Source organism: Ruegeria sp., from assembly GCF_965243365.1.
In the GTDB taxonomy this organism is placed as follows: Bacteria; Pseudomonadota; Alphaproteobacteria; order Rhodobacterales; family Rhodobacteraceae; genus Ruegeria.
This window is the reverse complement of record NZ_CBDEUW010000002.1, coordinates 609,252-635,593: the sequence shown is the minus strand read 5'-3', so window position 1 is coordinate 635,593 and position 26,342 is coordinate 609,252. Positions and strand designations below refer to the sequence as shown.

Annotated in this window: 29 protein-coding genes; 16 read left to right on the top strand and 13 right to left on the bottom strand. The window is 58.2% G+C overall.

Features of this window, described 5'->3' with window-relative positions; translation table 11 throughout:
* Positions 1-20 precede the first annotated feature (20 nt).
* Entirely contained in the window at positions 21-3,365 is a 3,345-nt protein-coding gene (carB, locus tag ACP0GE_RS06900; RefSeq protein ID WP_424831250.1) for a carbamoyl-phosphate synthase large subunit, read from the bottom strand.
* A 177-nt stretch (positions 3,366-3,542) separates the two neighbouring features.
* On the opposite strand from carB, the gene ACP0GE_RS06895 reads away from it, so the two are divergent.
* The 4 genes from ACP0GE_RS06895 to aspS all read left to right on the top strand — a co-directional run bounded on the left by ACP0GE_RS06895 (position 3,543) and on the right by aspS (position 7,793).
* Positions 3,543-4,670: an aminodeoxychorismate synthase component I gene (locus ACP0GE_RS06895; protein ID WP_424831249.1), complete on the top strand. Its 1,128-nt coding sequence runs from the start codon at positions 3,543-3,545 to the stop codon at positions 4,668-4,670.
* Positions 4,625-5,272 carry an aminotransferase class IV family protein gene (locus ACP0GE_RS06890; RefSeq protein ID WP_424831248.1) on the top strand — a complete coding sequence of 216 codons (648 nt, stop codon included), beginning with the start codon at positions 4,625-4,627 and terminating at the stop codon, positions 5,270-5,272. Before ACP0GE_RS06895 ends, ACP0GE_RS06890 begins: the two co-directional genes overlap by 46 nt.
* Positions 5,269-5,940 carry a CPBP family intramembrane glutamic endopeptidase gene (locus ACP0GE_RS06885; RefSeq protein ID WP_424831247.1) on the top strand — a complete coding sequence of 224 codons (672 nt, stop codon included), beginning with the start codon at positions 5,269-5,271 and terminating at the stop codon, positions 5,938-5,940. Before ACP0GE_RS06890 ends, ACP0GE_RS06885 begins: the two co-directional genes overlap by 4 nt.
* 77 nt (positions 5,941-6,017) lie before the next feature.
* The gene (gene aspS / locus ACP0GE_RS06880) at positions 6,018-7,793 is read left to right on the top strand and encodes an aspartate--tRNA ligase (protein WP_424831246.1); all 1,776 of its coding nucleotides are present in this window, start codon (positions 6,018-6,020) and stop codon (positions 7,791-7,793) included.
* A 166-nt stretch (positions 7,794-7,959) separates the two neighbouring features.
* Here aspS and ACP0GE_RS06875 read toward each other — a convergent pair whose 3' ends face one another.
* Positions 7,960-8,673, bottom strand: a complete 714-nt coding sequence (locus ACP0GE_RS06875; protein WP_424831245.1) for a response regulator — start codon at positions 8,671-8,673, stop codon at positions 7,960-7,962.
* 136 nt (positions 8,674-8,809) lie between these two features.
* Between ACP0GE_RS06875 and mce the strand changes: the two genes are divergently transcribed.
* The gene (gene mce, locus ACP0GE_RS06870) at positions 8,810-9,214 is read left to right on the top strand and encodes a methylmalonyl-CoA epimerase (protein ID WP_424831244.1); all 405 of its coding nucleotides are present in this window, start codon (positions 8,810-8,812) and stop codon (positions 9,212-9,214) included.
* A 9-nt stretch (positions 9,215-9,223) separates the two neighbouring features.
* Positions 9,224-9,499 carry a DUF1467 family protein gene (locus ACP0GE_RS06865; RefSeq protein ID WP_424831243.1) on the top strand — a complete coding sequence of 92 codons (276 nt, stop codon included), beginning with the start codon at positions 9,224-9,226 and terminating at the stop codon, positions 9,497-9,499.
* Between the two features lie 3 nt (positions 9,500-9,502).
* On the opposite strand, the gene ACP0GE_RS06860 is transcribed toward ACP0GE_RS06865, so the two are convergent.
* The 3 genes from ACP0GE_RS06860 to ACP0GE_RS06850 form a co-directional block, all read right to left on the bottom strand.
* Positions 9,503-10,201 carry an EI24 domain-containing protein gene (locus ACP0GE_RS06860; RefSeq protein WP_424831242.1) on the bottom strand — a complete coding sequence of 233 codons (699 nt, stop codon included), beginning with the start codon at positions 10,199-10,201 and terminating at the stop codon, positions 9,503-9,505.
* A complete protein-coding gene (locus ACP0GE_RS06855; RefSeq protein ID WP_424831241.1) occupies positions 10,198-10,776 on the bottom strand; it encodes a nitroreductase family protein in 579 nt (192 codons plus the stop codon). The genes ACP0GE_RS06860 and ACP0GE_RS06855 overlap by 4 nt, the downstream gene beginning before the upstream one ends.
* Before the next feature lie 164 nt (positions 10,777-10,940).
* Positions 10,941-11,186: a hypothetical protein gene (locus tag ACP0GE_RS06850; protein WP_424831240.1), complete on the bottom strand. Its 246-nt coding sequence runs from the start codon at positions 11,184-11,186 to the stop codon at positions 10,941-10,943.
* A gap of 121 nt (positions 11,187-11,307) precedes the next feature.
* Here ACP0GE_RS06850 and ACP0GE_RS06845 point away from each other — a divergent pair, with 121 nt between their 5' ends.
* The 4 genes from ACP0GE_RS06845 to ACP0GE_RS06830 all read left to right on the top strand — a co-directional run bounded on the left by ACP0GE_RS06845 (position 11,308) and on the right by ACP0GE_RS06830 (position 13,121).
* Positions 11,308-12,012 carry a M48 family metallopeptidase gene (locus ACP0GE_RS06845; protein ID WP_424831239.1) on the top strand — a complete coding sequence of 235 codons (705 nt, stop codon included), beginning with the start codon at positions 11,308-11,310 and terminating at the stop codon, positions 12,010-12,012.
* Positions 12,009-12,377: a YigZ family protein gene (locus ACP0GE_RS06840; RefSeq protein WP_424831238.1), complete on the top strand. Its 369-nt coding sequence runs from the start codon at positions 12,009-12,011 to the stop codon at positions 12,375-12,377. The genes ACP0GE_RS06845 and ACP0GE_RS06840 overlap by 4 nt, the downstream gene beginning before the upstream one ends.
* A gap of 69 nt (positions 12,378-12,446) precedes the next feature.
* Positions 12,447-12,698, top strand: coding sequence for a DUF6455 family protein (locus ACP0GE_RS06835; RefSeq protein WP_424831237.1), 252 nt, complete (start codon positions 12,447-12,449; stop codon positions 12,696-12,698).
* Between the two features lie 165 nt (positions 12,699-12,863).
* Positions 12,864-13,121 (top strand): DUF6455 family protein, encoded by a 258-nt coding sequence (locus tag ACP0GE_RS06830; RefSeq protein ID WP_424831236.1) that lies wholly within the window; start codon positions 12,864-12,866, stop codon positions 13,119-13,121.
* Positions 13,122-13,127: 6 nt separating this feature from the next.
* Here ACP0GE_RS06830 and ACP0GE_RS06825 read toward each other — a convergent pair whose 3' ends face one another.
* Positions 13,128-13,370 carry a CDGSH iron-sulfur domain-containing protein gene (locus ACP0GE_RS06825; RefSeq protein ID WP_424831235.1) on the bottom strand — a complete coding sequence of 81 codons (243 nt, stop codon included), beginning with the start codon at positions 13,368-13,370 and terminating at the stop codon, positions 13,128-13,130.
* A 216-nt stretch (positions 13,371-13,586) separates the two neighbouring features.
* Between ACP0GE_RS06825 and ACP0GE_RS06820 the strand changes: the two genes are divergently transcribed.
* Positions 13,587-13,775, top strand: a complete 189-nt coding sequence (locus ACP0GE_RS06820; RefSeq protein WP_424831234.1) for a hypothetical protein — start codon at positions 13,587-13,589, stop codon at positions 13,773-13,775.
* 130 nt (positions 13,776-13,905) lie between these two features.
* A complete protein-coding gene (locus ACP0GE_RS06815; protein WP_424831233.1) occupies positions 13,906-14,262 on the top strand; it encodes a diacylglycerol kinase in 357 nt (118 codons plus the stop codon).
* A gap of 8 nt (positions 14,263-14,270) precedes the next feature.
* On the opposite strand, the gene rimO is transcribed toward ACP0GE_RS06815, so the two are convergent.
* A complete protein-coding gene (rimO, locus tag ACP0GE_RS06810; RefSeq protein WP_424831232.1) occupies positions 14,271-15,668 on the bottom strand; it encodes a 30S ribosomal protein S12 methylthiotransferase RimO in 1,398 nt (465 codons plus the stop codon).
* Positions 15,669-15,767: 99 nt separating this feature from the next.
* Between rimO and ACP0GE_RS06805 the strand changes: the two genes are divergently transcribed.
* On the top strand, positions 15,768-17,711 hold the full coding sequence (locus tag ACP0GE_RS06805; RefSeq protein WP_424831231.1) for an AsmA family protein: 1,944 nt from the start codon (positions 15,768-15,770) through the stop codon (positions 17,709-17,711).
* A gap of 38 nt (positions 17,712-17,749) precedes the next feature.
* Here the strand turns inward: ACP0GE_RS06805 and ACP0GE_RS06800 are convergent, their stop codons facing one another.
* The 4 genes from ACP0GE_RS06800 to ACP0GE_RS06785 are packed head-to-tail and all read right to left on the bottom strand — an operon-like array spanning position 17,750 to position 22,312.
* Positions 17,750-19,246 (bottom strand): phosphomannomutase/phosphoglucomutase, encoded by a 1,497-nt coding sequence (locus tag ACP0GE_RS06800; RefSeq protein WP_424831230.1) that lies wholly within the window; start codon positions 19,244-19,246, stop codon positions 17,750-17,752.
* 15 nt (positions 19,247-19,261) lie between these two features.
* The gene (gene kdsA, locus ACP0GE_RS06795) at positions 19,262-20,095 is read right to left on the bottom strand and encodes a 3-deoxy-8-phosphooctulonate synthase (RefSeq protein WP_424831229.1); all 834 of its coding nucleotides are present in this window, start codon (positions 20,093-20,095) and stop codon (positions 19,262-19,264) included.
* A 5-nt stretch (positions 20,096-20,100) separates the two neighbouring features.
* A complete protein-coding gene (locus ACP0GE_RS06790) occupies positions 20,101-21,675 on the bottom strand; it encodes a capsule biosynthesis protein (protein ID WP_424831228.1) in 1,575 nt (524 codons plus the stop codon).
* Positions 21,653-22,312, bottom strand: coding sequence for an ABC transporter ATP-binding protein (locus ACP0GE_RS06785; protein WP_424831227.1), 660 nt, complete (start codon positions 22,310-22,312; stop codon positions 21,653-21,655). Before ACP0GE_RS06785 ends, ACP0GE_RS06790 begins: the two co-directional genes overlap by 23 nt.
* Positions 22,313-22,530: 218 nt before the next feature.
* On the opposite strand from ACP0GE_RS06785, the gene ACP0GE_RS06780 reads away from it, so the two are divergent.
* Positions 22,531-23,118: a uracil-DNA glycosylase family protein gene (locus ACP0GE_RS06780; RefSeq protein ID WP_424831226.1), complete on the top strand. Its 588-nt coding sequence runs from the start codon at positions 22,531-22,533 to the stop codon at positions 23,116-23,118.
* Positions 23,111-23,899, top strand: a complete 789-nt coding sequence (locus ACP0GE_RS06775; protein ID WP_424831225.1) for an SseB family protein — start codon at positions 23,111-23,113, stop codon at positions 23,897-23,899. The genes ACP0GE_RS06780 and ACP0GE_RS06775 overlap by 8 nt, the downstream gene beginning before the upstream one ends.
* Positions 23,900-23,912: 13 nt before the next feature.
* Here ACP0GE_RS06775 and yghU read toward each other — a convergent pair whose 3' ends face one another.
* Positions 23,913-24,788, bottom strand: coding sequence for a glutathione-dependent disulfide-bond oxidoreductase (yghU, locus tag ACP0GE_RS06770; RefSeq protein ID WP_424831224.1), 876 nt, complete (start codon positions 24,786-24,788; stop codon positions 23,913-23,915).
* 236 nt (positions 24,789-25,024) lie between these two features.
* Here yghU and ACP0GE_RS06765 point away from each other — a divergent pair, with 236 nt between their 5' ends.
* Positions 25,025-25,543 carry a YHS domain-containing (seleno)protein gene (locus tag ACP0GE_RS06765; protein ID WP_424831223.1) on the top strand — a complete coding sequence of 173 codons (519 nt, stop codon included), beginning with the start codon at positions 25,025-25,027 and terminating at the stop codon, positions 25,541-25,543.
* Positions 25,544-25,604: 61 nt separating this feature from the next.
* Here the strand turns inward: ACP0GE_RS06765 and ACP0GE_RS06760 are convergent, their stop codons facing one another.
* On the bottom strand, positions 25,605-26,267 hold the full coding sequence (locus ACP0GE_RS06760; protein ID WP_424831222.1) for a J domain-containing protein: 663 nt from the start codon (positions 26,265-26,267) through the stop codon (positions 25,605-25,607).
* Positions 26,268-26,342 lie beyond the last annotated feature (75 nt).

Below are 26,342 nucleotides of genomic sequence, written 5' to 3'. Positions count from 1 at the left end.
TCAGATCGTGGGCAAACGCTTTACCCCTGCAGTGACTTCACCACAACGTCCCCTTCGGCCTGCGCCTTGATGGCCAGCGCCGCAGCATTGCTGGCCGCAGCAGTCGTGAAATAGGGGATCTTATCGTAAAGCGCGATGGAGCGGATGGCCTTGCTGTCCTCGACCGCCTGAGCACCCTCGGTGGTGTTCATCACCAATTGCACCTGACCATCCTTGAGCATGTCGACCACGTCAGGGCGACCCTCATAGACCTTGTTCACCACATCGCAGGTGACACCTTGTTCCGCCAACCAGCTCTGCGTGCCGCGCGTTGCAACCAGTGTAAAACCCTGATCAGCCAAAACTTTCGCCGCCTCAAGCATCGCCACGCCCTTGTCCGCATCCTTGATCGAGATAAAGGCACGGCCCGATGTCGGCAGTACCATGCCCGCCCCCATCTGCGCCTTGAGGAAGGCGCGGGGGAAATCACGATCCCAGCCCATCACCTCTCCGGTTGAGCGCATTTCGGGGCCCAAAATGGTGTCGACGCCAGGGAAGCGGGCAAAGGGCATGACTGCCTCTTTAACCGAGAACCAGGGCATGTCCGGGTCGGCCAGAGTCATCTGGTCCGCGATCTTGGAGTCGTCAACAGTTTTGTAGGGCGGGCGCTGCGGGAAGTTTGCCAGCTTTTCACCCGCCATCAGTCGCGCCGCGATGGACGCGATGGCGCTGTCAGTGGCCTTGGCCACGAAGGGCACAGTGCGTGAGGCGCGCGGGTTCACTTCGATCAGATAGATTTCGTCATCCTTGATCGCGAACTGGACATTCATCAGGCCAACTACGTTCAATGCCTTGGCCAGTTTGAAGGCCTGATCCTTGATCTGCGCGATGATCTCTTTCGAAAGCGAATAGGGCGGCAGCGAACAGGCGGAGTCGCCTGAATGCACGCCTGCCTCTTCGATATGTTGCATGATGCCCGCGACATGCACGTCGGTTCCATCGCACAGCGCATCAACGTCCAGTTCAACCGCACCGGCCAGATAGCTGTCCAGCAGAACAGGGCTGTCGCCCGAGACCACGACGGCGTCGTTGATGTAGCGCCGCAGTTGATCCATATCGCGGACGATTTCCATCGCGCGGCCGCCCAGAACGTATGAGGGGCGGATGACCAGCGGGAAGCCGATTTCGTCTGCAATCTCCAGCGCCTGTTCGTCGGTCGAGGCGATGCCGTTCTTGGGCTGTTTTAGACCCAGTTCGTTGACCAGGGCCTGGAACCGTTCGCGGTCTTCGGCCAGATCGATAGCGTCCGGCGTGGTGCCCAGGATCGGAATGCCTTCGGCTTCCAGCGCGTTGGCCAGTTTCAACGGGGTCTGACCGCCAAACTGAACGATCACACCGTGCAGGGTGCCGTTTTCCTGCTCTTTCGTCAGGATTTCCATGACATGTTCGAAGGTCAGCGGCTCGAAATACAACCGGTCCGAAGTGTCATAGTCGGTCGAGACTGTCTCGGGGTTGCAGTTGACCATGATGGTCTCATACCCGGCTTCAGTCAGCGCGAAGCAGGCGTGGCAGCAGCAATAGTCGAACTCGATACCTTGACCGATCCGGTTCGGGCCGCCGCCGAGAATGACGACCTTTTTACGGTCGCTCGGACGGGCTTCACATTCGACCTCGCCCATCATCGGGGCTTCGTAGGTCGAGTACATGTAGGGCGTCTGCGCTTCGAACTCGGCGGCGCAGGTGTCGATGCGTTTGAACACGGCGGTGACACCAAGATTTCGGCGGGCGCGGCGGACGTTGGCCTCATCTCGACCGGTCAGGTTGCCCAGGCGCGCGTCGGTGAAGCCCAGCATTTTCAGTTTGCGGATACCGTCTTCGGTCACCGGCAGGCCGTCTTTGCGCACCGCGCGCTCTGCCTCGATGATCTCGCGAATGCGGGCCAGGAACCATGGGTCGAACTTGGTGACACCGAAGATTTCATCGTCGCTCAGGCCGTGGCGCATCGCCTGCGCAATGGTACGCAAACGGTCGGGCGTTTGCTGACTGATCGCCTTGATGACGGCAGCCTTGTCGTCGGCTTCTTCCCAGACACCTACGTTCAGGCCGGGGATTTCGATCTCATCAAAGCCGGTCAGCCCCGATTCCATCGAAGCCAGCGCCTTTTGCATCGATTCGTGGATGGTGCGGCCGATGGACATGGCCTCACCCACCGACTTCATGGCAGTGGTTAGATAAGGCTCGGAGCCTGGGAATTTCTCAAACGCGAATTTCGGGATCTTGGTGACGACATAGTCGATGGTCGGCTCGAACGACGCAGGCGTGACCTTGGTGATGTCGTTGTCCAGCTCATCCAGCGTATAGCCGACGGCCAATTTCGCGGCGATCTTGGCAATCGGGAAACCGGTCGCCTTGGACGCCAACGCAGACGACCGCGACACGCGTGGGTTCATCTCGATAACGACCATGCGGCCATCATCGGGGTTGATCGCCCATTGCACGTTCGAGCCGCCAGTTTCGACGCCGATCTCACGCAGAACGGCAATCGAGTGATTGCGCATGATCTGGTATTCTTTGTCGGTCAGCGTCAGGGCAGGGGCAACAGTGATCGAGTCACCTGTGTGCACGCCCATCGGGTCGACGTTTTCGATGGAACAGACGATGATGGCGTTGTCGGCAGTGTCACGCACCACCTCCATCTCATATTCCTTCCAACCCAGCAGGCTTTCGTCGATCAGGATCTGGCCTACGGGTGAGGCATCCATGCCCGAACGGCAAATATGGATATAATCTTCGCGGTTATAGGCCACGCCGCCACCGGTGCCGCCTAGCGTAAAGGCCGGGCGGATAATTGCGGGCAGCCCCACAGTTTCAAGCGTATCCAGCGCTAGCGCTACACCGGCGTCGAGATCTTTCTTTCCGGTCTCGTCCTTGGGGGCCGTCACGATCTCGGCTTTCGGGTTTTCGATACCCAGGCGATCCATCGCTTCGCGGAACAGGGCGCGGTCTTCGGCCATTTCGATGGCGTCGCGTTTGGCTCCGATCATCTCGACACCGAACTTGTCCAGTACGCCCATTTCTTCCAAAGCCAGCGAGGTGTTCAGGCCGGTCTGTCCACCCATTGTGGGCAGCAGGGCGTCGGGACGTTCTTTTTCGATGATCTTGGCGACAACCTCGGGCGTGATCGGTTCGATATAGGTGGCATCCGCCAACCCCGGATCAGTCATGATCGTGGCCGGGTTTGAGTTCACCAGAATGACCCGGTAGCCTTCCTCGCGCAGCGCCTTACAGGCCTGTGCGCCGGAATAGTCAAACTCGCAGGCCTGTCCGATAACAATGGGCCCCGCCCCGATGATCATGATCGACTGGATGTCGGTTCTTCTCGGCATGGCCTTGTTCCTTCGATTGTCCGCGAGTCAGGGCACCGCCCCAGCGCCCAAATTGTCCTGCGTTATAGGGACCGCGCGAAAAGGTGCAAGAGGTATCGGAAACAGGGGCGAAATTGCCGCTTTCCCCCCTTTCACTTGCTGGCGTATCCTCTATATCGCGCAGCACGGCAAATGAGGATGCACTTGCGTATTCGTTTCGATCAAGGGCCAGCCGGTCGTGGAACCCGGTTTGAACGCCCATCCAAAATCATCCGCGCGGATCATGCGGAAGAGGTGCCTCAGGCTCTGGCGGCGCTTGATCAGGCGCGCGCGGATGGGGCCTGGCTGGCGGGATATGCGAGTTATGAGCTGGGCTATGTGTTGGAGCCACGTCTGGCCGACCTTCTGCCCCAAGGACGACGGCTGCCACTGCTGTGTTTCGGGGTGTACGCGGAACCGGACCGCGTTGGTCTGCCAAAGGAAACGGGCGGCATCACTGCATTTCAGCCGCGCTGGGACGAAGCGCGCTATGCCCAGGCCTTCCGCACGGTTCATGATGCCATCGGTGCGGGCGACATCTATCAGGCGAATCTGACCTTTCCCATTGATCTTGATGTAACGGGTGACAGCGCAGCGCTTTACACCGCGCTTGCGGCTGGCCAGCCCGTTGGGCATGGCGCATTGGTCGAACAAGACGGGCTGCCTGATTTGCTCAGCCGATCTCCTGAACTGTTTTTCCGCACCGATGCCACGGGTCGGATCGAGACGCGCCCGATGAAGGGCACTCAACCGCGCAGCGAAGACCCTGTCGAAGACGAACGTCGCCGGGCTTTCTTGTCATCTGACGAAAAAAACCGCGCCGAGAATCTGATGATCGTTGACCTTCTGCGCAACGATATCAGCCGCGTCGCGCTGGCCGGGTCGGTCAAGGTGCCCGAGCTGTTCAAGGTCGAAACCTATGCGACCGTTCACCAGATGGTCTCGTTGGTTCAGGCGCAATTGCACCTTGGGGTTGGCCTTTCAGATATCCTGACGGCTCTGTTCCCCTGTGGCTCGATCACCGGAGCGCCTAAAATCCGTGCGATGGAGATTCTATCAGAGTTGGAGCCGTGGCCCCGCGATGCCTATTGCGGCACGATCGGATGGGCGGCACCGGATGGACGTTCCGAATTCAACGTGGCCATTCGGACTCTCATGGTCGAGGACGGCAAGGCGACCCTGAATGTTGGCGGCGGTCTGGTTTGGGACAGCACCGCCCCATCGGAATATGAGGAGGCGCTATGGAAAGCCCGCTTCGTCCACCAGTCGAGCCTGATTTCCGCCTGATCGAAACCCTGGGCTTTTGGCCTGGGCAGGGGTTTGTCCGACAGGACCGGCATCTGAACCGCATGGCGCGTACCGCTGCCGCATTGGGCTTGCCGATGGACCGGAATGTCGCGCGGGAGGTTCTGATGGAAACCCCGGCTGACGCCCCGATGCGCTGTCGGTTGACCATGGATGTTGCGGGCAAGTTCGATTTGACCACCGCCCCGTTGACCGAAAACCCTCCAATCTGGCGGCTGGCCGTTTCGGAAACCCGCCTGACCTCTGACGATATATGGCTACGCCACAAAACCACCCGCCGTGCTCTCTATGACACTGCCCGCGCGGCGATGCCCAAGGGCGTTGACGAACTGCTTTTCCTGAATGAACGCGATGAGCTGTGCGAAGGGTCCATCACCAATCTGTTCATTGAAACCCGCGACGGAGCGCGGCTGACGCCCGTGCTGGCCAGCGGGCTTTTGCCGGGTATTCTGCGCGAAGAAGTTTTGGAACAAGAAGAGTATGCCGAGGCGGTTCTGACCCTGAATGATCTGAAACAGGCGCAATCTATTTTTATGGGAAATTCCTTGCGCGGCCTGATACCGGTGGAGTTGGTGAGCCTGTGAGCAAAGACAGCACGATAACTGTCCCACCGCTCGCGGCTTTGCGATTGCGGTTTGAGTTTGGCCTGTTCTTCATTGCTGCCCCGCTGCTGATTGCGGTGCTGTTCCCGCCCAACTGGATGTTTCCCGCGCTCTTTGCTTTTACCGGGTTGGGGATTGTCCTGCTGCACGCGACCCCTGGCTTTCAGTGGGCGGAACTGCGGTACGAATGGGCGAACTGGTCGTTTCGCGAACTGGCCGTGTTCACTCTGGTGACCGTCGCGTTTTGTACCGCGCTGATCTACCTCACCCGTCCAGAAGCGGCCTTTTTTCTGCTTAAACATCGACCCGAGATGCTGGTCTTTATCTGGATCGGCTATCCGCTTCTGTCTGCCCTGCCGCAGGAGTTGTTGTTCCGCCCGCTGTTCTTCCGCCGCTATCACGCGATACTACCCGAAGGGCGCAAGGCTGACATACTGAATGCGGCCGTCTTTTCCTTTGCTCACTTGATGTATTGGAGTTGGATTGTTGCCTTAATGACCTTCGTTGGCGGGCTGCTGTTCAGCTGGGCCTATCGCAAGCGTGGCTCGTTCTTTTATGCGGTTTTGTTGCATGCGATTGCGGGGAATATCATCTTCGCCGTGGGTCTGGGCGTGTATTTCTATTCCGGCAACGTGCAAAGGCCGTTTTGACGGTGCGACCTGCCTTGACTTTCCGAGCCTGACAGGGTGTATCGGCGCGACGAATTCTGCGCCCGAAGGGATATTCCATGCACGCCTATCGCAGCCACACCTGCGCCGCTCTGACCGCCGCCAATGTCGGTGAAACTGTCCGCCTGTCCGGCTGGGTGCATCGGGTCCGAGATCACGGCGGCGTGCTGTTCATCGACCTGCGCGACCATTTCGGCGTAACACAGGTTTTGTGCGACGGCGACAGCGCTGCCTTTGCCGAGTTGGAGAAGGTGCGTTCGGAATGGTGTATCCGCATCGACGGTACCGTGAAAGCGCGTGACGCCGATCTGGTGAACCCGAAATTGCCCACCGGTGAGATTGAGGTTTACGTGCGCGAGTTGGAAATTCTGGGCGCTGCCGATGAACTGCCGCTGATGGTGTTCGGCGATCAGGAATACCCCGAGGAAACCCGCCTTCGCTATCGCTATCTGGACCTGCGCCGTGAGGCGATGCAGCAGAACATGACCCTGCGCTCGGACGTTGTCGCCTCGATGCGTCGCCGCATGTGGGATCAGGGCTTCCGCGAATATCAGACGCCGATCATCACCGCCTCGTCGCCCGAAGGCGCGCGCGACTTTCTGGTACCTTCGCGTCTGCATCCGGGCAAGTTCTACGCGCTGCCGCAGGCGCCGCAGCAGTTCAAGCAGCTGATCATGGTGTCGGGTTTCGACAAGTATTTCCAGATCGCGCCGTGCTTCCGTGACGAAGACCCGCGCGCCGACCGTTCGCCAACCGATTTCTACCAGCTCGACCTTGAGATGTCGTTTGTTGAGCAGCAGGATGTGTTCGATACGATCCAGCCCGTTCTGACCGGTGTGTTCGAAGAATTCGGCGGTGGCCGCAAGGTCGATCAGGAGTGGCCGCAGATTTCCTACAAGGACTCGGCGCTGTGGTATGGCAGCGACAAGCCCGACCTGCGCAATCCTATTAAAATGCAAGTGGTCTCCGACCACTTTCGCGGGTCTGGCTTTGCAATTTTCGCGAAGCTGCTGGAGCAGGAAGGCACCGAAATTCGCGCCATCCCAGCGCCGACCGGTGGCAGTCGCAAGTTCTGTGACCGCATGAACGCCTTTGCTCAGAAAGAAGGCCTGCCGGGGATGGGCTACATCTTCTGGCGCGATCAGGGCGAGGGGATGGAGGCGGCAGGCCCGCTGGCCAAGAACATCGGCCCCGAACGCACCGAGGCGATCCGCCAACAACTGGGTCTGGGCGTTGGCGATGCCGCATTCTTCCTGGGCGGCAAGCCAAAAGCCTTTGAAAAGGTCGCAGGTAAAGCGCGTGACGTGATCGGTGAAGAACTCGGGCTGACCGAGAAAGACCGTTTCGCCTTTGCCTGGATCGTGGACTTCCCGATCTACGAACAGGACGAAGAAACCGGCGCGATTGATTTCGAACACAACCCGTTCTCGATGCCGCAGGGCGGGATGGAAGCGCTGCAGGGCAACCCTCTGGACGTGCGCGGCTATCAGTACGATCTGGCCTGTAACGGCTATGAACTGGTCTCGGGCGCGATCCGGAACCACAAGCCCGAGATCATGCTGAAAGCCTTTGAACTGGCCGGCTACGGTGAAGAAGAGGTCAAATCGCGCTTTGGTGCCCTTTTCAACGCTTTCCATTATGGCGCTCCGCCACACGGGGGCTGTGCTGCGGGCATCGACCGGATCGTGATGTTGCTGGCTGATGAGGCCAACATTCGCGAGGTCATGATGTTCCCGATGAACCAACGCGCCGAAGATCTGATGATGGATGCACCTTCGGACCCGACCTCGGACCAGTTGATGGAGCTGGGTCTTCGCATCATCCCGCAGGACTGATCTGAACCGCCCGCCTTGTGCGGGCGTTTTCCTGCATTACAACCGCACCGAACGTTAGATATTCAACTGCTGTCGGTTGCGACGAATTGCGCGCGCGGCTCTCCGCGCTCGGTGGTACATCCAAAGCGCGACTAATGAGGCGGTCAGAAAATAGGCGGTTGCCATTTCAGATCGCCTCCTGCCGTTCCAACCTGTTTTGTACCAGTCCGGCCACCCGGGCTGCCAAAGCGGTTGTCGGTGCGCCACTTGTGCGCGACAGCGCGAGTTGCTGTGCAGCCTTGGCCAAAGCCCGATCCTGCGCGTCACGTGCCACGCTGCTGAGAAACTGGGCAACATAGTCCAGCGTGCGATGATCCGTTGGACCGGCCAGCACATCCGCGATATGCGCCATGTCGTCCTGGTAGGCCAGCGGGTCGGGGCAAATGGTTTCGTCTCTGACCAAGCTCAACTCGCAGGGGCGGCGGTCTTCTGGCAAAAGTTTCAGAATGGTTGTCTGGAAGTAAGCCAGTGATGTCAGCGGTTTGGTCAGGAAGCCGTTTGCACCTGCCTGCATCGCCCGGCCTTCGGTTTCGTCGTCGCCAGACAAACCCAGAATAACTTCGATCCGGGGGGACTTGCCGGCCAGATCGGCAATAAGCTCTGCACCCGATCCGTCAGGAAGGCCCATATCAACAATGATCACCGAAGGGCGGTAGATTTGCAGATGTCGCCGCGCCGATTTCAGGCAATCTGCCCGTCTGATACGAGCACCGCTGTGCAGACACATCAGGCGGATGGCATCGCAGGCATAACGGCTGTCTTCAACCACAAGAATTGTTTGCCCCAGCAAAGGCCGCATCGCGGTGGCAGAGGGGGCTTCGAATAGTCCCGAATCGTCCATGGCAGAACTCCTAATCAGCAGGTACCTCAGGCTAGGAAGTTCTGGCTAACACAGCGTTAACGCGCGATTTGGCGCACTTGTCCTTTGCCCGAACAGCCCCCATAACCGCTGTACCGAAGAACTTGAGGAGAGCCCCATGATCGGCCGCCTGAACCACGTTGCCATAGCCGTTCCCGACCTCGAGGCCGCGTCAGCGCAGTATCGGAACGCGTTGGGGGCCAAGGTAGGTAGGCCGCAGGATGAACCCGATCACGGTGTTACCGTTGTGTTCATCGAACTTCCCAACACCAAAATCGAACTGCTCTATCCATTGGGCGAGGACAGTCCGATCAAGGGATTCCTGGAAAAGAACCCCTCGGGCGGCATTCACCACGTCTGCTATGAGGTCGAGGATATCATTGCTGCCCGTGACCATCTGAAAGAGACTGGTGCCCGTGTACTGGGCTCGGGTGAGCCGAAGATCGGGGCGCATGGCAAGCCGGTGCTGTTTCTGCATCCTAAAGACTTCAACGGATGCCTTGTCGAGTTGGAGCAGGTCTGAGGGCACCCCATGACAATTACAGCCGCTCTGGTCCTGTTTGCCGTTATCTGGTTTCTGACTTTGCTGGTCGTGCTGCCGGTACGCATCAAGACGCAAGGTGATCTTGGTGATATTGTTCCTGGTACCCATGCAGGCGCGCCCGAGGTTCACCACATGCGCAAAAAGCTGTGGATCACAACCGGGATCACGATTGTACTTTGGGCGATCATCGCGGGCATTATCTTGTCCGGAATAATCACGGTGCGCGATTTTGACTGGCTCAACCAGTTGGAGCCGCGCGAGTAGGTTTCAGGGCCTTTGCCCCGAGACTGAATGGTAGATATGCGTAAAAGTCGCCGCGCCGATGATCGGGATCACAAGGTTTATAAGCGGTACAGATAGCGGAATCGCCATCAATGTCCCGGCCAGCCAAATCATGGTGGAATGTTTGGCCCGCAGCTTTCGCGCACCTTCCCGGCCTACACGCCGCATCGCGGCCAGGGTGAAGTATTCGCGCCCCAGAAGGAAGCCGTTCATCGCCCAGAAGATAAAAGGCGCAAGCGGGGTGAAAATCGCGTAAAGGATCAGCGCCAGCGCGTTGGCCAAAATCAAGACGCCCAGAAAGGTGACTGTATCCCGCACAGCATCGGTAAAGGGAATACGAGGGACTGTTGGAAGGTTGGGATAATGCTTGTCCTCAACCGCCTGTGCGACCTCTTCCAAATACATGGATGTGATGGCCGAGGCGACAGGCACCATCAGGAACACGGGCAATATCAAAACCAAAACGATGCCTGAATAGTTCAGCACATCGTTCAGCCAAGGCACAGTGCCGACAAAGGGCAGCGAGATTTCTTGCCCCGACAGAGAATTGATCAGCCAGATTGCCCCGGCGCAGGCAATGATCAGAAGCAGGATTGTCAGACCAACGCCGCGCCATAGAACGCCCCGAAATCTTGGGTCCCCTAGCTGACCCAAAGCTGCGAAGAAAGCGTTGAGGATGATCATCCCGAAACCCAGCTGGTCAAGGCCGCAACATCCGGGCGCGGGCGTTCCGGTGGTGCGGCACTTTCTGTCGCAATGTGAATCAGACCGGCAACACGTTCGTTTTCCGCCAAACCCAGCCCCTGTTTGCAGAATTCCGGGTCATGTGATTGCCAGCCGGATAGCCAGTTCGCCCCCCAACCAGACGCCAAAGCGGCGTTGAGCAGCGCCAGACACACCGCGCCTGCCGAATAGGTTTGTTCGATTGCTGGGATTTTTGGGGATGGTTTCTGAACTTCGATCACGGCCACGGCCAGTTGACCCAGATCGAATTGATTCCGCGCCTTGGCAATGTCCTCGGGGCTTTTCCCCAGCGCGGCGCCACGTTGTTCCGTCAACTCGGCAAGCCGGGGCATCGCGCCCTTTTCCAGTACGATGAATCGCCAGGGCTCTAACTTGCCGTGATCCGGGCTGCGCGCCGCCGCGGTCAGAAGCGGCAACAGCTGTTCACGCGTGGGTGCAGGTGCAACCAGTGTTTTGGCCGGGCGGGATCTGCGGTTTTGCAGGAATTCCAGCGCGGCAGGAGAGTTCAGCGACATATGTTAACCTTCTTTACATGGCTCAACGGTATTTCGGTGAGCCCGAACCTCAATTCAAGGCCCAACTGATGGAAACAGGGGATGTTTTTCAACCTGAAAAGGTAAAAGACGCCGACCGGCGCCGCTTGGAGCGCGTCGGATAGCTGCTCGGTGCCTTGCGGCCGTTAAAACCCCCGACCGGTTTCGCGGACCTGATAGACACCTTCGGGCAAATCCAGAGCCGCGGCCAAATCGCGGATCTGCTCGGGGGATAGGGTGATTTTTTGAATCTTGTCCGTGCGCGGGTCCAGTTGCTCCAGCGTTACGCACTCGGCAAAGCTGTTTATGACAACATCCTCCTGCAAAGGCTTGGGGCCTTCATCAACCAGAGTAATGACAGTCGAGTCGAATTCATGCTCAATCGAAAACATAGGCGCAGAGTGCAGAGGCAATCGCGGTAATGCAACCCGTCGGACGTTAATTCGGATGTGGTCGCGCCACAATTGCCGCGCTATGGTTGTGTGCTGGCAGAGGGGATTGAAAGGAAACGGAATGCGCCATCTTGCTCTGATGCTTGTTCTGTTGCTGCCAGCCTGCGGGACATCGCTATCATACGCCGTGCCTGCCGAAGACTGGCAGCCACGCTCGCCAGAATTGCAAGAGTTGAGCCGCAGTTTCGCCGAGGTCAGCCGCAACGTCGGTGATGCCGCGCAAACCGAGTGTCAACGGCGATCCTCGACGGTCAATTGTGATTTTGCCATCATGGTGGACGTTGACCCCCGCGTGCAGGCCAACGCGTTTCAGACGCTGGATGCCGAAGGGCGCCCGATTATCATTTTCTCGCAAGCCATGATCCGATCGACACAAAATGCTGATGAACTGGCCTTTGTCATGGGGCATGAAGCCGCGCATCATATCCTGGATCATATTTCCCGACAGGCCGAAAACGCAAAGCAGGGCGCGCGTGAATTCGGAGAACTGGCCCGCAAACGGGGCGAAAGCAGCGCCGGAATCGAAAAGGCGCAGGAATTGGGGGCCGAAGTTGGGGTGCAAAGCTATTCGCAGGATTTCGAGTTGGAGGCTGATGTGCTGGGAACCTTGATCACGCACAGGTCCGGCTATAATCCGTTGATAGGTCTGAAGTTCTTTCAGCGCATCCCTGATCCCGGCGATCAGTTTCTGGCAACCCATCCCCCGAATGCGCAACGGGTTGAGGCCGTCATGCTGACAGCGGCGCAACTGGGGCTGACGCAATGACAGATTTGACCTGTTTGGGTGTGGTCCTGAGCGACCGAGGTTCGAAATACGCGGTCACTGGCGCGCGGGTCACCAGCCGGGCGGATGTGGATGCGGTTCTGGCCAGACTGAAATCCGACAAGGCCTATGCCAAAGCCACACATAACACTTGGGCTGCGGTCTTGCCTACCGGCGCGTTGAAAGCGGATGACGGTGAAACCGGAGCGGCCATGGTCATCTTGCGGATGATGGAACGCGCGGAGCTTGCGGATCATGTGATCATTGTAACACGCTGGTACGGCGGTAAAAAACTGGGCGGAGACCGCTTTCGCCGGGTGCAGGATGCCACGCGGGCCTATCTGGATCATCTGGAATCCGGGCCTTGACCTGAGTCAAATTACCGGCGGGACAGATGCGGTAGGCTGACCCCAGTTGCGATACAGAAAGGAAACTGCATGTCCCGCCGCGACACATTGCGCCACCACGCTGGTCTGGTGGACGAGATGGCCACGACCTTGGGTGTTGACCTGGAAGAAGCCGCAATTTCCGGCGCGCTACGGGTGGACGATATCTCGGAGGCTGTCCTGCGTTGCACCGAATGCCCGAACCCTGGCCATTGCGAGTCATTTCTGGCGCAAACTCTGGCTGCCCCGGAAGCGCCGGAATACTGCCGCAACCGAGACCTGCTGGACCGGCTGGCACCGTAGAAACGAGGCTCTTCTGCCACGTCTATACGCAATGATAACCCATATGCGCCTTGTTTTGTGCGCAGGTCAGGTCACGGGTGCTGATATCGTTTCGGGCGCGCCGTGCTCAGACGTCAATCAAGCGCGCTTTGCGGCACTAAGGTGCACACAGTTGCAGGTGATCTGATGCCGAAGGATATACTTGGCGATGTCGAGAAACATTTTTGGCTGAACCGATCAGTTGCCCGATGCATGGGGGTGTCGCTGACCGAAGCAATGGCTGAAGGCAGGCTATCCGAAAGTGATTATGCCGAGATGGTCACCAGATGCCGCGCTGCAGATTGCAGCGAGCATTGCCAAATCTGGCTTGCGACACAGCAGACAATAGCCGCATCGCCGCCCGAGTTCTGCGCCAATGCGGAAACTTTCAAAAATCTGGCCTGATCGGAGTTAAAGGCGGGAATGACTGCCGTCACACAGCGGTAATTTATCGGTGTGCTTACAACCACAAAAGAAGACTTTCTTGCTTTCTTCCGCGGTGAACTTAACCGGCTCCATCCCGGTGCCCTTATGAGACCCGTCACAAAATGGTTGTTTTTGCGATTTGCCACAGGCGCACCAGAAATAGCTTTTGCCTTCGGTCACCTCGACCGGAAACGGGGCTTTCTGGGCAATAATCGGGGCGTCGGGCATATGGCTTCTCCGTCTTTGGCTAATGTCCTCGGAGAACTTTATGGCGAATTTTCAGGAAGAACAGCCCCGATGCGCAGAATCCGCCACAGGCGTGGTTTCGCCTGTGATCACATGATCGTGATGAACTGCGTTGCCAGAGTGTCAAAGTGATCTTATCCTGAGGTCGGCCCCCGAAAAACTGGGCAATATCAGAAAAGTAATAGAGGACTGAAGGACATGAAGCTGAAATTCGCTGCTATCTGCGCCACAGCCGTCGTATTGGCCGCTTGTGCGCAGCAGGAAGAACCGACCCCTGTTTATATCCAGCCCGACTATGACAAGTATGGCACGCCCAGTTGCTCTGCCGGGTATGAACTGGCCACAACCGAAGCCGGTCAAACCGTTTGTAACCCGGTCACGCAATAATCCTTTCGCAGGCGGTCTTTTTTGCGGGCCGCCTGCAATCCTTTCTTTGACAGACCGCCCTTGGGGCGGTTTTTTGTTGGGAAGGACGGCTGGGACCGTCACACTAAATTCAGGCCCCGGGAGCTGACCGATGAAATATTTCTTTGAACGACTGAAGGACCGAACGCGCTGGAGCTGGCAGGGCCTTGTCGTCACATTTCGTGAAGAATATTCCTTTCGAACATGGGTATGGGCGAACCTGATCTCGGCGGCTCTGGCCATAGCGCTGTCGATCCCGGAGGGGCTGAGGGCTCTGATCCTTGTTCTGGGGCTTTTGGTGCTGGTGGCTGAACTGTTCAATACGGCCATCGAACGCGCAGTGGACCACACCTCAACCGAACACCACACACTGGCGGGCCAAGCCAAAGACGCGGCCAGCGCGGCAGTGGCGCTGACTGCCATTGCGGCTGGGGTGGCCTGGGTCGTGGCGCTGGTCGGTTTGATCTGAACCTTGCGCTAATGCGCCTGGGTCAGATTTCCCCACAAATCGTATTCTCCGGCCTCGTCGACCTCGACCGAGACGATATCCCCGGGGGACAGATCTTCGAACCCTTCATCAATGAACAGGTTTCCGTCGATTTCGGGAGCATCCGACTTGGTGCGGCATGTGGCGGCCTCGTCATCGACCTCATCCACGATGACTTGCAACGTCTGACCAACTTTCGCTGCCAGTTTAGCTTCGGAAATCGCCTGAGCTTTTTCCATGAAGCGATTCCAGCGGTCCTGCTTGACCTCATCCGGGACATGATCAGGCAGGTCATTGGACCGAGCGCCATCGACGTTTTCGTATTGAAAACATCCGACGCGATCCAGCTGCGCTTCATCCATCCAATCCAGCAGGGTCTGAAATTCAGCCTCAGTTTCGCCGGGATAGCCCACAATGAAAGTCGAGCGCAGCGTGATATCGGGGCAGACGGACCGCCACGCGGCAATCTCATCCAGCGTTTTGGCTGCTGCCGCCGGACGCGCCATGCGTTTCAGCAAATCCGGGTGGGCGTGTTGGAACGGGATGTCCAGATAAGGCAGCACGTTGCATCCAGCATCGGCCATCAATGGGATCAGGTCACGCACATGCGGGTAGGGATAGACGTAATGTAACCGAACCCAGGCGTCGAACTGCCCCAGCTCGCGCGCAAGATCGGTAATGTGGCTGCGTACTTCGCGATCCTTCCATGGGTTCACATCGTATTTCCGGTCCAACCCATAGGCCGAGGTATCCTGAGAAATCACCAGCAGCTCGCGCACGCCATTATCGACCAGCTTCTCAGCCTCGCGTAGAATGGCATGGGCCGGACGACTGGCCAGTTTTCCACGCATGTCCGGGATAATGCAGAACTTGCACTTGTGGTTACAACCCTCTGAAATCTTGAGGTAACTGTAGTGGCGGGGTGTCAGCTTTACTCCGCTGGCGGGCAGCAGGTCCACATATGGGTTTGGGTCGGGTGGCACGGCGGCGTGAACCGCGTCCAGCACCTGTTCATATTGGTGTGGGCCCGTGACGGCCAGGATGCGAGGGTGATGTTCGCGAATGTAGTCCGGCTCGGCCCCCAGACAGCCGGTCACGATGACCTTGCCATTCTCGACCAGCGCTTCGCCAATGGCCTCCAACGATTCCGCCTTGGCGCTGTCCAGAAACCCGCAGGTGTTCACGATCACGGCATCTGCGCCTGCATAGTCGGGCGAGATACCGTATCCTTCTGCGCGCAGACGAGTCAGGATACGCTCGCTGTCGACCAAAGCCTTAGGGCAGCCAAGCGACACCATACCAAGGGTCGGCTGGTCATTGCGTGGCGCATCTGCGATCCGGGCCGCAGGTGCCAGGTCGGGGCGGAGGTTCGGTGGGTTCGTACTCATGGCGCGGCATATAGTGGGGAACGCTTTCCCTTGCAAATGTTGCGCGCGCAGGGCTGACTTGTGTTCAGAGCAGACAAGCCGAAATGGCAGGTGGCGAAGATGAAATGGCTGACACGTATCCTCTTCATTCTGGTTGCGGTTTTTGCATTGGTCGTGGGTGCCCTGTTGCTGATGCCTGGCGACAAGCTGGCGGCGATATTGGCCGAGCAGGTCAAAGCACAGACGGGCCGTGATCTGACCCTTTCAGGTGACGTCCGCCTGTCTTTCTGGCCTGTGCTTGGGATGGAGACCGGGCCTGTGACTTTTGGCAACGCAGAATGGGCCGGGTCTGAGCCTATGCTCAGCGCGCAAAGCCTGGCCGTGGGAGTCGACACATCGGCCCTGCTGGCGGGTGACCTGAAGATCAGACGGGTTGTTGCCGACAACCCCGTGTTGCGTCTGGAATTGAAAGATGGCCGGGGCAATTGGGAATTTACCGCGCCAGCCCGAGCAGATGCGCAGCCTTCGTCCGGAGGCACCGCACAAAGCAGTGGAACCGTGACGCTTGACCAATTGCAGCTTGCTGGCGCGCGATTGATATATGTTGAAAATGGTCAGACCAGAATGGACTTTTCCAACGTTGATCTGGCCGCAAGCTGGCCCAACGTTACCGCCCCGATGGCGATGCAGGCCGAAATGCCGGTGCCCGGCGGTGGCGTTCAGGTGGATTTGAAAATCCCTGACCTTCCGACTTTCGCGACGGGTGGCGCGGCCCCGATTGATCTGGCCATGACGGCACCTGGCGGTACCTTCGTGTTTTCCGGGCGGGTCAATCTGGCCGGCGAAATGGAGGGTCGCGTAACCATTGACGCCAGTGGCGTCCACAAGATGCTGGCGGCGTTTGGGCAATCAGGTGTTACGGTGCCTGCCGGGTTGGGGCAGGTGGCGAAAGTCACCGGACAGATGACTTACACCCGCGACGGCCGAATTTCCTTACGAGACATGGTGGCGGAACTGGATCAGAACCGGCTGACCGGTGAGGCGGATATCATGATCGCCGACCCACCTCAGATCACCGCCCGTCTGAAAGCCGGTGATCTGGACCTGACCAAGGCGCTTGGGGCTGAGACCGCAAGCGGTGGATCGGGTTCAGCCGCCTCGGGGCAAGGGTGGTCAACCACCCCGATCGATGCATCAGCGCTGGCATTGGCCAATGGGACGATCCGGCTGCAGGCGGAGTCTATCGCTGTACCGGACCTGACGCTCGGCCCAAGTGACCTGACCCTAAGCCTCGACCGGTCCCGGGCGGTGTTGAAAATGCATCCGGCCACTCTGTTTGCTGGCCAACTGAACGGACAGGTCGTGGCAAATAACCGAAACGGATTGTCGGTTGGTGGCAGTCTCAAGGCGGATGGCATCGATATTCAACAGGCGCTCAGCACCTTGGGCGGCATCGAACGCCTGTCAGGAACCGGTTCCGGCGCTTTGGAGTTTCTCGGAGTAGGTCAGACTGAAGATCAGATCATGCGCTCGCTCAGCGGGAAAGGGAACATCGACGTTGGCAGCGGTGTGATCTCGGGTTTCGATCTGGATCGACTCATGGGGCGCGGCCAAGGCACGGGTGGCACGACCGTGTTCAATAGCCTGACAGCAACCTATACGATTGACGGCGGCAATCTGACAAACAACGACCTGCTGATGCAACTGGACAATTTCCGGGCCGATGGGGCCGGGCGGGTTGGTTTGGGCGCGCGCGATATTGACTATCTGTTTACCCCGGTCGCCTTGCGCGCCAATTCGGGCGAAGGCATTTCGGTTCCTGTGCGCATTGTGGGGCCCTGGAGCGATCCTTCGATCAAACCCGACCTGACCAAGGTCATCGAAGCCGCCGCCGAGGGCAAGATCAAGGCGCTTGAAGACGACGCCAAACAGCAGGTTCTGGATAAGGTTGGCAACGAATTGAACACTTCCATCACCGAGACCGAGCAAATTGAAGACGCCCTCAAGAAAAAACTTGAGGACGAAGCCCAAAAGGGGCTGCTGAAACTGCTGGGTGGGGACTAGGGATCCGGCCCTATGGGCGGTCGGACTGAAGCGGAACGCTAGATTGTCTGGTCGTAGTCACCCACGCCGGATTCGGTGCGAATTACCGCATCGATTTCGGCAAAGATGGCGCGCATTTCGTCCTCGCTCTCGCTGCTTTCGCAGACCACCACAAGGTTGGGTGTGTTCGAGGACGCCCGCACGAGGCCCCAACTGCCGTTGTCCAGAATGACCCGGGCGCCGTTGACAGTGACGACCTCTTTGATCGCGCGTCCGGCAAAGCTGTCACCAGTATCTGCTTTGGCCACCAGTTTGTCGACCAGCCGTTGCAGGATATCGTATTTCTCGGTGTCGGCGGCATAGGGTGACATGGTCGGTGTCGACCAGGTTTTCGGCAGAGCCTTGCGTAGGTCCGACATGCTCTGATCCGGGTTGCGATCCATCAGCTTGCAGATCTCGACGGCGACACGCATGCCGCAGTCGTAGCCTCGCCCAATGGGTTCCGCCAAGAAGTAGTGGCCAGACTTTTCGAACCCAGCCAATGCGCCGATTTCCTTAACGCGGCGCTTCATGTGGCTGTGTCCGGTTTTCCAGTAATCCGCCTTGACGCCAAGGGCCTGAAGCTCAGGATCGCTTGCGAAAAGGCCGGTGGATTTCACGTCGGCGACAAAGGTCGAACCCGGGTGAAGTTTCGCCAGATCGCGGGCCATGATGACGCCGACCTTGTCAGCAAAAATCTCTTCGCCCTCATCATCTACCACGCCGCAGCGGTCACCGTCCCCGTCAAACCCAAGCGCCAGATCGGCACCGCTGGATTTCACGGTGTCGGCCATATCGTGGAGCATCTCCATGGCCTCGGGGTTCGGGTTATAGTGGGGGAACGTATAGTCCAGTTCGTTATGGCTGGGTACGATCTCGACCCCCATGCGCTCGAAAATCTCTGGCGCAAAGGCGGACGCGGTGCCATTGCCGGTGGCACACACAACCTTCAACGGCCGTGACATTCTGAAGTCACCCACCAGATCGTCGATATAGGCCTCGCGCACGCCATCGACAAATTCGTATGACCCGCCATCTCGCGCCACGCCTTCACCGTTCAGCACGATGTCGCGCAGTTCCGCCATTTCATCCGGCCCGTGAGTCAGTGGGCGATCAAAGCCCATTTTGACCCCGGTCCAGCCGTTGGGGTTGTGGCTGGCCGTCACCATGGCCACAGCGGGCACATCCAGATGAAACTGGGCGAAATAGGCCATCGGGCTTAGCGCGGGGCCGATATCCTTGACCTGAATACCTGCCTGCATAAGCCCCACGATCAGCGCGTTTTTGATCGACAGAGAATAGTCGCGATAGTCATTGCCGACCGCAATCACCGGCGCGATGCCGCGCTTGTGCATCTGAGTACCCAGCCCCAGACCAAGGGCGGTCATACCCGGCAAATTGATCTCATCAGGGTATTTCCAGCGCGCGTCATATTCGCGAAAACCGGTGGGCTTGATCATCGGATCGCGCAGAAAGCTCCAGGTGTTAGGGGTCACCTCAGGCAAGGGTTTGGGCATAACAGGTCTCAATCGTTAAATCTGAATCGGGTTTTCTTTGGCCAGCGCATCAAAGCGCATCAATGTGTCAATCAATTGGCCCATTTGGTTCAAAGGGATCATATTTGGCCCGTCCGAGGGTGCCGTGTCGGGATCCTGATGTGTCTCAATGAACACGGCTCCTACGCCCAGCGACACGGCGGCACGCGCCATGACCGGGGCGAACTCGCGTTGTCCACCCGATGACCCACCCTGACCACCCGGTTGCTGCACCGAATGGGTGGCGTCCATCACAACCGGATACCCTGTCTGCGCCATCTGCGGCAGCGACCGCATATCCGCAACCAGCGTGTTATATCCAAATGAGGTGCCGCGCTCGGTCAGCAGAATGTTGTGATTGCCCGTGCTTTCGATCTTGGTGGCGATATTGGGCATTTCCCACGGGGCCAGAAACTGCCCCTTTTTGACATTTACAGCGACGCCAGTTTTACCTGCAGCCAGCAACATGTCCGTCTGGCGACACAGGAAAGCCGGGATTTGCAACACATCCACGGCTTGGGCGGCGACGGCACATTGTTCTTCTGTGTGAACGTCCGTCAGAACCGGAATGCCCATCGTCTTGCGGATGTCGTCCAGAACCTTCAATCCCGCATCAATTCCCATCCCGCGCTTGCCGGACAGAGAGGTGCGGTTGGCCTTGTCATACGACGCCTTGAACACATACTGCGCACCCGCGGCTTCGCAGGCCTCTTTCATGGTGCCCGCAATCATCCGGGCGTGGTCGGCTGTTTCAAGCTGGCAGGGGCCGGCGATGATGGTCAGCGGAAGATCGTTGCCAACTGTAAGGTCGGCTATTTTTACATGTTTCATGTGTCTTACGAGGATACCTGTTCACGAAGGACCGACGCTGTAAGCGAGATCATCAGGTAGATACCAGCAAACAACAGGAAAGCCAAAATCGTATTTTCGAACTTGCGCGGATAGCTGGGTTCTTCGCTGGGAACGGGGTTCACCGATACCGTCAGATAACGGACCTTTCGGTTGGCCTCGGTCCGTGTGGTTTCCATATGCTGCATTGCAGTTTGCAGCATCATGTCGCGTGCGGCCAAATCAGCCTGTGCCATCTGAATTCGGACACTCAACCGCGCCAGCGAGTTTTCGCCGGCAGAAGCATCCAGCATCTCGGCGTTAAGGTTCGCCAGCACTGCCTCCAGCCGGGCGATGTCTCGGCTGACGCCGTCCACTTTGGCCTGGTTCGGGCGCAGGTTATCCAACAGGGCGGCGCGCTCCAACTCCTTGTCCTGCAGCTGCACTTCGACCTGATCGATCCGTCCACGTAAGCTGGCAATGACATTCTGAGGGTCCAGAACTGCGCCCTGCAATTGCAGTTCGATCAGTGCCTCTTGGGCCTTGCGGCGCTCGTTCTGCGCGTCCTCGAACCCCTGCATCGCTTCGCGCATCTGGTCCTCGCGCTTCAGCTCGGTCAGGCTGTTGATCTTGTCCTCGGCGTAGGAAATCAGGCGGCGAGAAATATCAACTGAAATCTCGGGCGAGGGTGCGACGACCTCCATCCGGATGATGCCGTCACTGGGGTCATACCCAACGGTGATCATGCGGCTATAAAGCTTATAGGCGTCTTCAAGCGTGGCGTCCGGGGCCAGCCGCTGGATCGGGTCGATCCAATCCTGTTTGAAGATCTCTGAAAAGCCGACGTCGTGTTCCAGCCGCTGCAGTGCGTCTTTCGACTCCAGAAAGTCTTGCGTGGACACTGCATCCTGGGCCGTTGCGTATTGGGTGCCGGACAGCAACCCCCCAATCGACGCCCCTGCGCCATCGGCCTGAAGAATCGAAAAGGCCGAATCACTGGCATACATCGGTGTCGCAACGCGATAGAAGTAGTACCCCACAATCAACGTGGGCAGCATCACAAAGACGGCCAATCGGGCAAACAGACCGAACAGCTTGCGCCGCCGCCGCCGCGCGATGTTCTTCTGGATTTGCCCGATTTCATATTCGCGCCGCTGAGCCGGAGTCAGTTCTGGGCCGGGCAGATTCTCTGTCTTCCGTGCGACGGTCTGCGGCAACTGCACCTTAACCTCGTCCTGCGCCCCGGCGTCGGGCTGATCGTTGGCAGCCAGGTTCAACAGGTTCGTGCGTTGGAACGGATCAATTCCATTTTCCCGCAACAGCCGCACGGCATCGTAGTCCGAGGCTGCCTGCAAACCGTTCTTCTGCGCCAGCCGTCGGGCCACGCGCAATTGTCGTCCGGTCAGACCCTCGCGCTTGATAACCTCAATATCGGTTGAGGGCGGAGCGTCATCGTCGGCTTGCGCGCCGGGTTGCGTCCCGCGTCGGATACGAGAGATCGCATCGGCGCGCGCCTCAGCCGTTCCCTTGCCTTTTGGGCCCGGGTCAGTGTGGAATTTTTTAGCCTTGGGTTTGGTAGTCATAAAGCTGTTTTGCCTCTTCCAAGGTTTCAAACATGTAAAGCTGCCCGTCTACAAGGACAGCGGCCTGTCTGGCAAACTTCTCCAGAACAGTTGGGTTATGGGACACGATCACCAATGTTGTGGTGCGCAGCCGTTCACGCAATATGTCGCCTGCTTTCTTGTTGAATTCGACATCCGTGGTCGCGGGCATGCCCTCGTCGATCAGGTACATGTCGAAATCCAGCGCCAGCATCAACGCAAAGGTGAACCGAGCCCGCATGCCTGATGAATAGGTGCCCAATGGCTGGTCGAAATACTCACCCAGATTGCACAGCCATTTGCAGTAGGCTTCGACATAGTCCGGGTCCATCCCGTAGATTTTTGCGATGTAACGGGCGTTTTCCAGTGCCGACAGTTTTTTGGCGACTCCGCCCGTGAACCCCATCGGGAAGGACACGCGGCATTCGCGGCGGATGACACCTTCGTCCGGTTTCTCAAGCCCGGCCATCATGTTGATAAGTGTGGTTTTCCCCGTACCGTTTGGTGCCAGAATACCGATGGAAGTCCCCAGCTCGACCCGGAACGAGACCTGATCCAGGATCACCTTGCGGCGGGTCCCGGTCCAGAAGGATTTGCTGACGTTCTCGAATTCCAGCATTTGCTGCCTGCTCAGTCTGGTGCGTGGTGCGTCGGCTTAAAGGCATGCCTGCTACCGATCCATATTGGCCACATTATGTCGAATTATGAAACAAATGATCAATGCGTTCCGAATGGATATCACGCCATGTGTGATGTTCCGGGCGATTGGGATCGGTTGGATGCGGGGCCGAACGTCCCTATCTTCGACGCGTTGCCCTAAGAAAGATCACGGACCAGATGACCAGTTTGCTTCGGGAAATTGAGGCCTGTCGCCTCTGTGCAGGCCGGTTTGCAAGAACCGCAACCGCGCATCAGCCGCGTCCGGTGGTCTGGTTTCGGCGCGGCACGCCTATCCTGATTGCGGGGCAGGCTCCTGGTGCGCGGGTGCATGCGTCTGGCCGTCCGTTCACCGACCCTTCGGGAGATCGCTTGCGCGACTGGCTGGGCTTGGATGAAACGGGTTTCTATGATCGTTCGGTGGTGTCCATAGTGCCCATGGCATTCTGTTTTCCCGGTTACAATGATCGCAAGGCCGATTTGCCACCACCGCCCATTTGTCGCCGGACATGGCACGACAAGGTGATGAAGGAACTGGGCGAGGTGCCCTTGACCATTCTGGTCGGCGGGCATGCGCACAAATACCATCTGGACGTAAAAACAACGGTGACGGAAACCGTCCGCAATTGGCGGGACCATGCGCCGCGGGTCTTTGCCTTGCCTCACCCCTCGTGGCGCAATACGGCTTGGCTGAAGAAAAACCCGTGGTTCGAGGCCGAATTAGTGCCGGTTCTGCGCGCTCGGGTGCAAGAGGTTCTGAATGACTGATTCCACCGCTTTGGACGCGGCCCACGCCGCGATGGAGGCTTCCCCGCAGGATGACGCAGCCCGGTTGCGCTTTTTTGAGCGGCTGGCCGACAGTGAGCTTTTTCTGATGCTGACCGAAGAGGCGCAGGGCGACAACATCTCGCCCGAACTGTTTGAAGTGGCAGACGGGCGTTTTGTGCTGGCCTTTGATCTGGAAGAGCGGCTGGCTCGGTTCGCCGGACGCCCGGTTCCCTATGTTGCTCTGTCCGGGCGCGTTCTGGCGTCGATGCTTTCCGGGCAGGGGATTGGTTTGGGGCTGAATCTGGATGCTGCCCCTTCCTCGACCCTGATCCCGGCCGAGGCTTTGGGCTGGTTGTCCGAAACGTTGCAACATGGTCCCGAGGAGGTACAGCAGGAACTGGCCGGATTCGAACCTCCCTCCGGTTTGCCTGAAACGCTGCTTACGGCATTGGATGCCAAACTCGCCACAGCCGCAGGATTGGCTGCTGCCGCATTTTTGGTTGGCACAACGTCCAAGGACGGCGGGCGAGGGCATCTGCTGGGATTTGTCTCGACAGTTGAAGACGCGCAACCCGCGCTTGCACGCGCAGTGTCTGAGGCGTTGACTTTCTCAGGGATCGAGGCAGGTGCTTTGGATGTGGGGTTTTTCGCGTCCGAAGATCCTGCGACCGCCGCTTTGGCCAAGGTTGGCTTGCGGTTCGATCTACCACAACCTCAGGCACCGGATACAGAAAGGGCCGCGCCGGGCAGTAATCCAGAGCGGCCCCCAATTCTCAGATAGTTTTCGGGCAGACTTAATCCGTTGTTTCAAGTTTGTCCTGCGTGCGGGTTTCAAAATCCCCAGAGTCGTGGCGCTCATGTAGCTGGGTATGAGGCTCGCCAAAGGTCCGATTCACCATCCGACCACGCTGAACAGCCGGTCGGGCGTCGATCTCTTTGGCCCAGCGCACTACATTTTCATAGGATTCCACATCCAGAAACTCTGCCGCGCTGTACAGGCGTCCCAGCACAAGCTGCCCATACCAAGGCCAGATCGCCATGTCAGCGATGGTGTATTCGTCGCCAGCGATAAAGGGTTTGTCGGCTAGCTCTAAATCCAGCACGTGCAACTGTCGCTTGGCCTCCATCGCGAAACGGTCGATCGGGTATTGCCATTTTTCAGGCGCATACGCATAGAAATGGCCGAACCCGCCGCCCAGATAGGGCGCGCTGCCCATCTGCCAGAACACCCAGTTCATCACCTCGGTTCGCTTCGCTCCGTCCTCGGGCAGGAATGCTCCGAACTTTTCGGCTAGATGAAACAGGATCGAGGCGCTTTCGAATACGCGAACCGGTTCCTTACCCGAGTGATCCCAAAGTGCAGGGATTTTCGAGTTCGGGTTGGCCCCGACAAAGCCCGAGCTGAACTGGTCACCGTCGCCGATATTGATGAGCCACGCGTTGTATTCCGCTTCGGAATGGCCAAGGGCCAGAAGCTCTTCCAGCATGATGGTGACTTTGACACCGTTGGGCGTGGCCAGCGAATAAAGTTGCAGGGGATGCTGCCCGACCGGCAGATCCTTGTCATGGGTTGCACCGGCAATCGGGCGGTTGATATTGGCAAATTGCCCGCCACTTTCACTATCCCAGGTCCAGACCTTCGGAGGTGTATAGATGGTTTCGTCGCTCATCTCGTGCCTTTCTGACCATTGAAGCGCTGCCACCACAGCTAATGTTGCAAAGGTCAAAGTCCAACCCCGCGAGGTGAACTGATTTTGTAACAATCCGGATCGCGCGCCTCACGTTTGCTGGTGCAAAGTCACAGCGCCGCGAGGAGGGCTACGCAGGGGCGCAGAATTACCTATTGTTTATCCAGTCCCGCCACGATGGCGCCCCCTTTAACAGTTGAGACAAGAGGATTGACCACATGAAACGCTTTGCCCTGAGTTTTGCAGCGGCTATCGCCCTTGCCGCGCCTGCCTTCGCGGGTGATCAATACGTCGACGGCACCGGTTTTGCCGTGTCGGGTTATGACGTTGTAGCCTATCGCAGCCTCGATCAGGTTCCGGTTGGTCAGGCCCAGCCCGAGGCCGTACGTGGCCGGTCCGACATCACCGCCGAATACAACGGCTCAACTTGGGCATTTGCGACTGAAGAGAACCGCGACAAGTTTCAGGAAAACCCGGCCTATTATGCTCCGCAATATGACGGTCATTGCGCCTATGGTGTCTCGCGCGGTGGAAAAGTTCCGGCCAACCCGAACCTGTGGCGGATCGTTGATGACAAGCTGTATCTGAACATCACTGACGTTGTGGTCGGGTTCTGGGAAGAAGACGTCCCGGGCAACATCAATCTGGCCGAAGGCAACTGGCCGGGGATCGAACCTGACGCTGCCTCGACCAGCGTTATCCCAAAATTCACCTCGGAAGGTCCGGTTTCCAACTGACCTGACAAAAAAGCCCGGCTGAAACCAGCCGGGCTTTTGCCTGCAGATGGGCACAACCCCCTTAACTGGCGAGCCAGTAGTCATCTCTCATCTGCTGTCCCGCATCGAACTTGATCTTCACGCTGCGGGCCCCGGGAAATTTCCTGGCGCAAATCGTGTCTGGAACCACGACTTCACCCTGTCCCGAGTTTTTCGATTGAAAAGTTAATATTTCGGTTTCGGTCTTTCGTGCACCCTTCAGAACCGAAGTTGGTAAAGCCACACGGTTGGCCCCCTCAGACACCGGTGTTTTCACAAAATAGGTCAAATCGCGCCCGAAATAGCCGATTGCGTCCGGTATATGATCCGCTATCTGGTCCTTGCCGGGCGCGTTTGCGCCCTGGCCGTCCTTTGATTGGTCGGACAACGCGGGATTCGGGTTCAGCAGATCGCGGCACGCCTCAAGGACGTCCTCGGTTAGTTCAATCACGCGTTTGCGCAATTTCGGACGCCGCGGTTTGGCAGGGCTTTCACTGCCTTTGCCGACCAACCCTTCTTTGCGCAGAAAATCGTAGGCGGATTTGGCACGCGCAAAGCCGGAGTAGTCACCTCCGGTGTGATCGGGGTGGGCATGGAACGCGATATCGCGCCATGCCTCCCGAATATCATGGGCATCGGCGGTCTGGTTCAGCCCTAGCTGTTCCAGCGCATCGGCCCGAGCCTTGATCTTGTCTACTGGCTCCATAACACAAAATACTCGTTACTCACTTAACTGATCCCATTCTGCGATGGGTCACTTTTTTGTCAAATTTTCCGGGGT

Bases quoted from the DNA above. Each gene is read 5' to 3' on its own strand.
- ACP0GE_RS06800 (WP_424831230.1), bottom strand. From the start codon at position 19,246: ATGCCCAAACCCTTGCCTGAGGTGACCCCTAACACCTGGAGCTTTCTG.
- ACP0GE_RS06840 (WP_424831238.1), top strand. From the start codon at position 12,009: ATGACAGATTTGACCTGTTTGGGTGTGGTCCTGAGCGACCGAGGTTCG.
- ACP0GE_RS06895 (WP_424831249.1), top strand. From the start codon at position 3,543: ATGCACTTGCGTATTCGTTTCGATCAAGGGCCAGCCGGTCGTGGAACC.
- ACP0GE_RS06835 (WP_424831237.1), top strand. From the start codon at position 12,447: ATGTCCCGCCGCGACACATTGCGCCACCACGCTGGTCTGGTGGACGAG.
- aspS (WP_424831246.1), top strand. From the start codon at position 6,018: ATGCACGCCTATCGCAGCCACACCTGCGCCGCTCTGACCGCCGCCAAT.
- kdsA (WP_424831229.1), bottom strand. From the start codon at position 20,095: ATGAAACATGTAAAAATAGCCGACCTTACAGTTGGCAACGATCTTCCG.
- ACP0GE_RS06760 (WP_424831222.1), bottom strand. From the start codon at position 26,267: ATGGAGCCAGTAGACAAGATCAAGGCTCGGGCCGATGCGCTGGAACAG.
- ACP0GE_RS06815 (WP_424831233.1), top strand. From the start codon at position 13,906: ATGAAATATTTCTTTGAACGACTGAAGGACCGAACGCGCTGGAGCTGG.
- ACP0GE_RS06830 (WP_424831236.1), top strand. From the start codon at position 12,864: ATGCCGAAGGATATACTTGGCGATGTCGAGAAACATTTTTGGCTGAAC.
- carB (WP_424831250.1), bottom strand. From the start codon at position 3,365: ATGCCGAGAAGAACCGACATCCAGTCGATCATGATCATCGGGGCGGGG.
- ACP0GE_RS06850 (WP_424831240.1), bottom strand. From the start codon at position 11,186: ATGTTTTCGATTGAGCATGAATTCGACTCGACTGTCATTACTCTGGTT.
- rimO (WP_424831232.1), bottom strand. From the start codon at position 15,668: ATGAGTACGAACCCACCGAACCTCCGCCCCGACCTGGCACCTGCGGCC.
- ACP0GE_RS06805 (WP_424831231.1), top strand. From the start codon at position 15,768: ATGAAATGGCTGACACGTATCCTCTTCATTCTGGTTGCGGTTTTTGCA.
- ACP0GE_RS06845 (WP_424831239.1), top strand. From the start codon at position 11,308: ATGCGCCATCTTGCTCTGATGCTTGTTCTGTTGCTGCCAGCCTGCGGG.
- ACP0GE_RS06865 (WP_424831243.1), top strand. From the start codon at position 9,224: ATGACAATTACAGCCGCTCTGGTCCTGTTTGCCGTTATCTGGTTTCTG.
- ACP0GE_RS06820 (WP_424831234.1), top strand. From the start codon at position 13,587: ATGAAGCTGAAATTCGCTGCTATCTGCGCCACAGCCGTCGTATTGGCC.
- ACP0GE_RS06825 (WP_424831235.1), bottom strand. From the start codon at position 13,370: ATGCCCGACGCCCCGATTATTGCCCAGAAAGCCCCGTTTCCGGTCGAG.
- yghU (WP_424831224.1), bottom strand. From the start codon at position 24,788: ATGAGCGACGAAACCATCTATACACCTCCGAAGGTCTGGACCTGGGAT.
- ACP0GE_RS06785 (WP_424831227.1), bottom strand. From the start codon at position 22,312: ATGCTGGAATTCGAGAACGTCAGCAAATCCTTCTGGACCGGGACCCGC.
- ACP0GE_RS06855 (WP_424831241.1), bottom strand. From the start codon at position 10,776: ATGTCGCTGAACTCTCCTGCCGCGCTGGAATTCCTGCAAAACCGCAGA.
- ACP0GE_RS06875 (WP_424831245.1), bottom strand. From the start codon at position 8,673: ATGGACGATTCGGGACTATTCGAAGCCCCCTCTGCCACCGCGATGCGG.
- mce (WP_424831244.1), top strand. From the start codon at position 8,810: ATGATCGGCCGCCTGAACCACGTTGCCATAGCCGTTCCCGACCTCGAG.
- ACP0GE_RS06780 (WP_424831226.1), top strand. From the start codon at position 22,531: ATGACCAGTTTGCTTCGGGAAATTGAGGCCTGTCGCCTCTGTGCAGGC.
- ACP0GE_RS06775 (WP_424831225.1), top strand. From the start codon at position 23,111: ATGACTGATTCCACCGCTTTGGACGCGGCCCACGCCGCGATGGAGGCT.
- ACP0GE_RS06765 (WP_424831223.1), top strand. From the start codon at position 25,025: ATGAAACGCTTTGCCCTGAGTTTTGCAGCGGCTATCGCCCTTGCCGCG.
- ACP0GE_RS06860 (WP_424831242.1), bottom strand. From the start codon at position 10,201: ATGATCATCCTCAACGCTTTCTTCGCAGCTTTGGGTCAGCTAGGGGAC.
- ACP0GE_RS06890 (WP_424831248.1), top strand. From the start codon at position 4,625: ATGGAAAGCCCGCTTCGTCCACCAGTCGAGCCTGATTTCCGCCTGATC.
- ACP0GE_RS06790 (WP_424831228.1), bottom strand. From the start codon at position 21,675: ATGACTACCAAACCCAAGGCTAAAAAATTCCACACTGACCCGGGCCCA.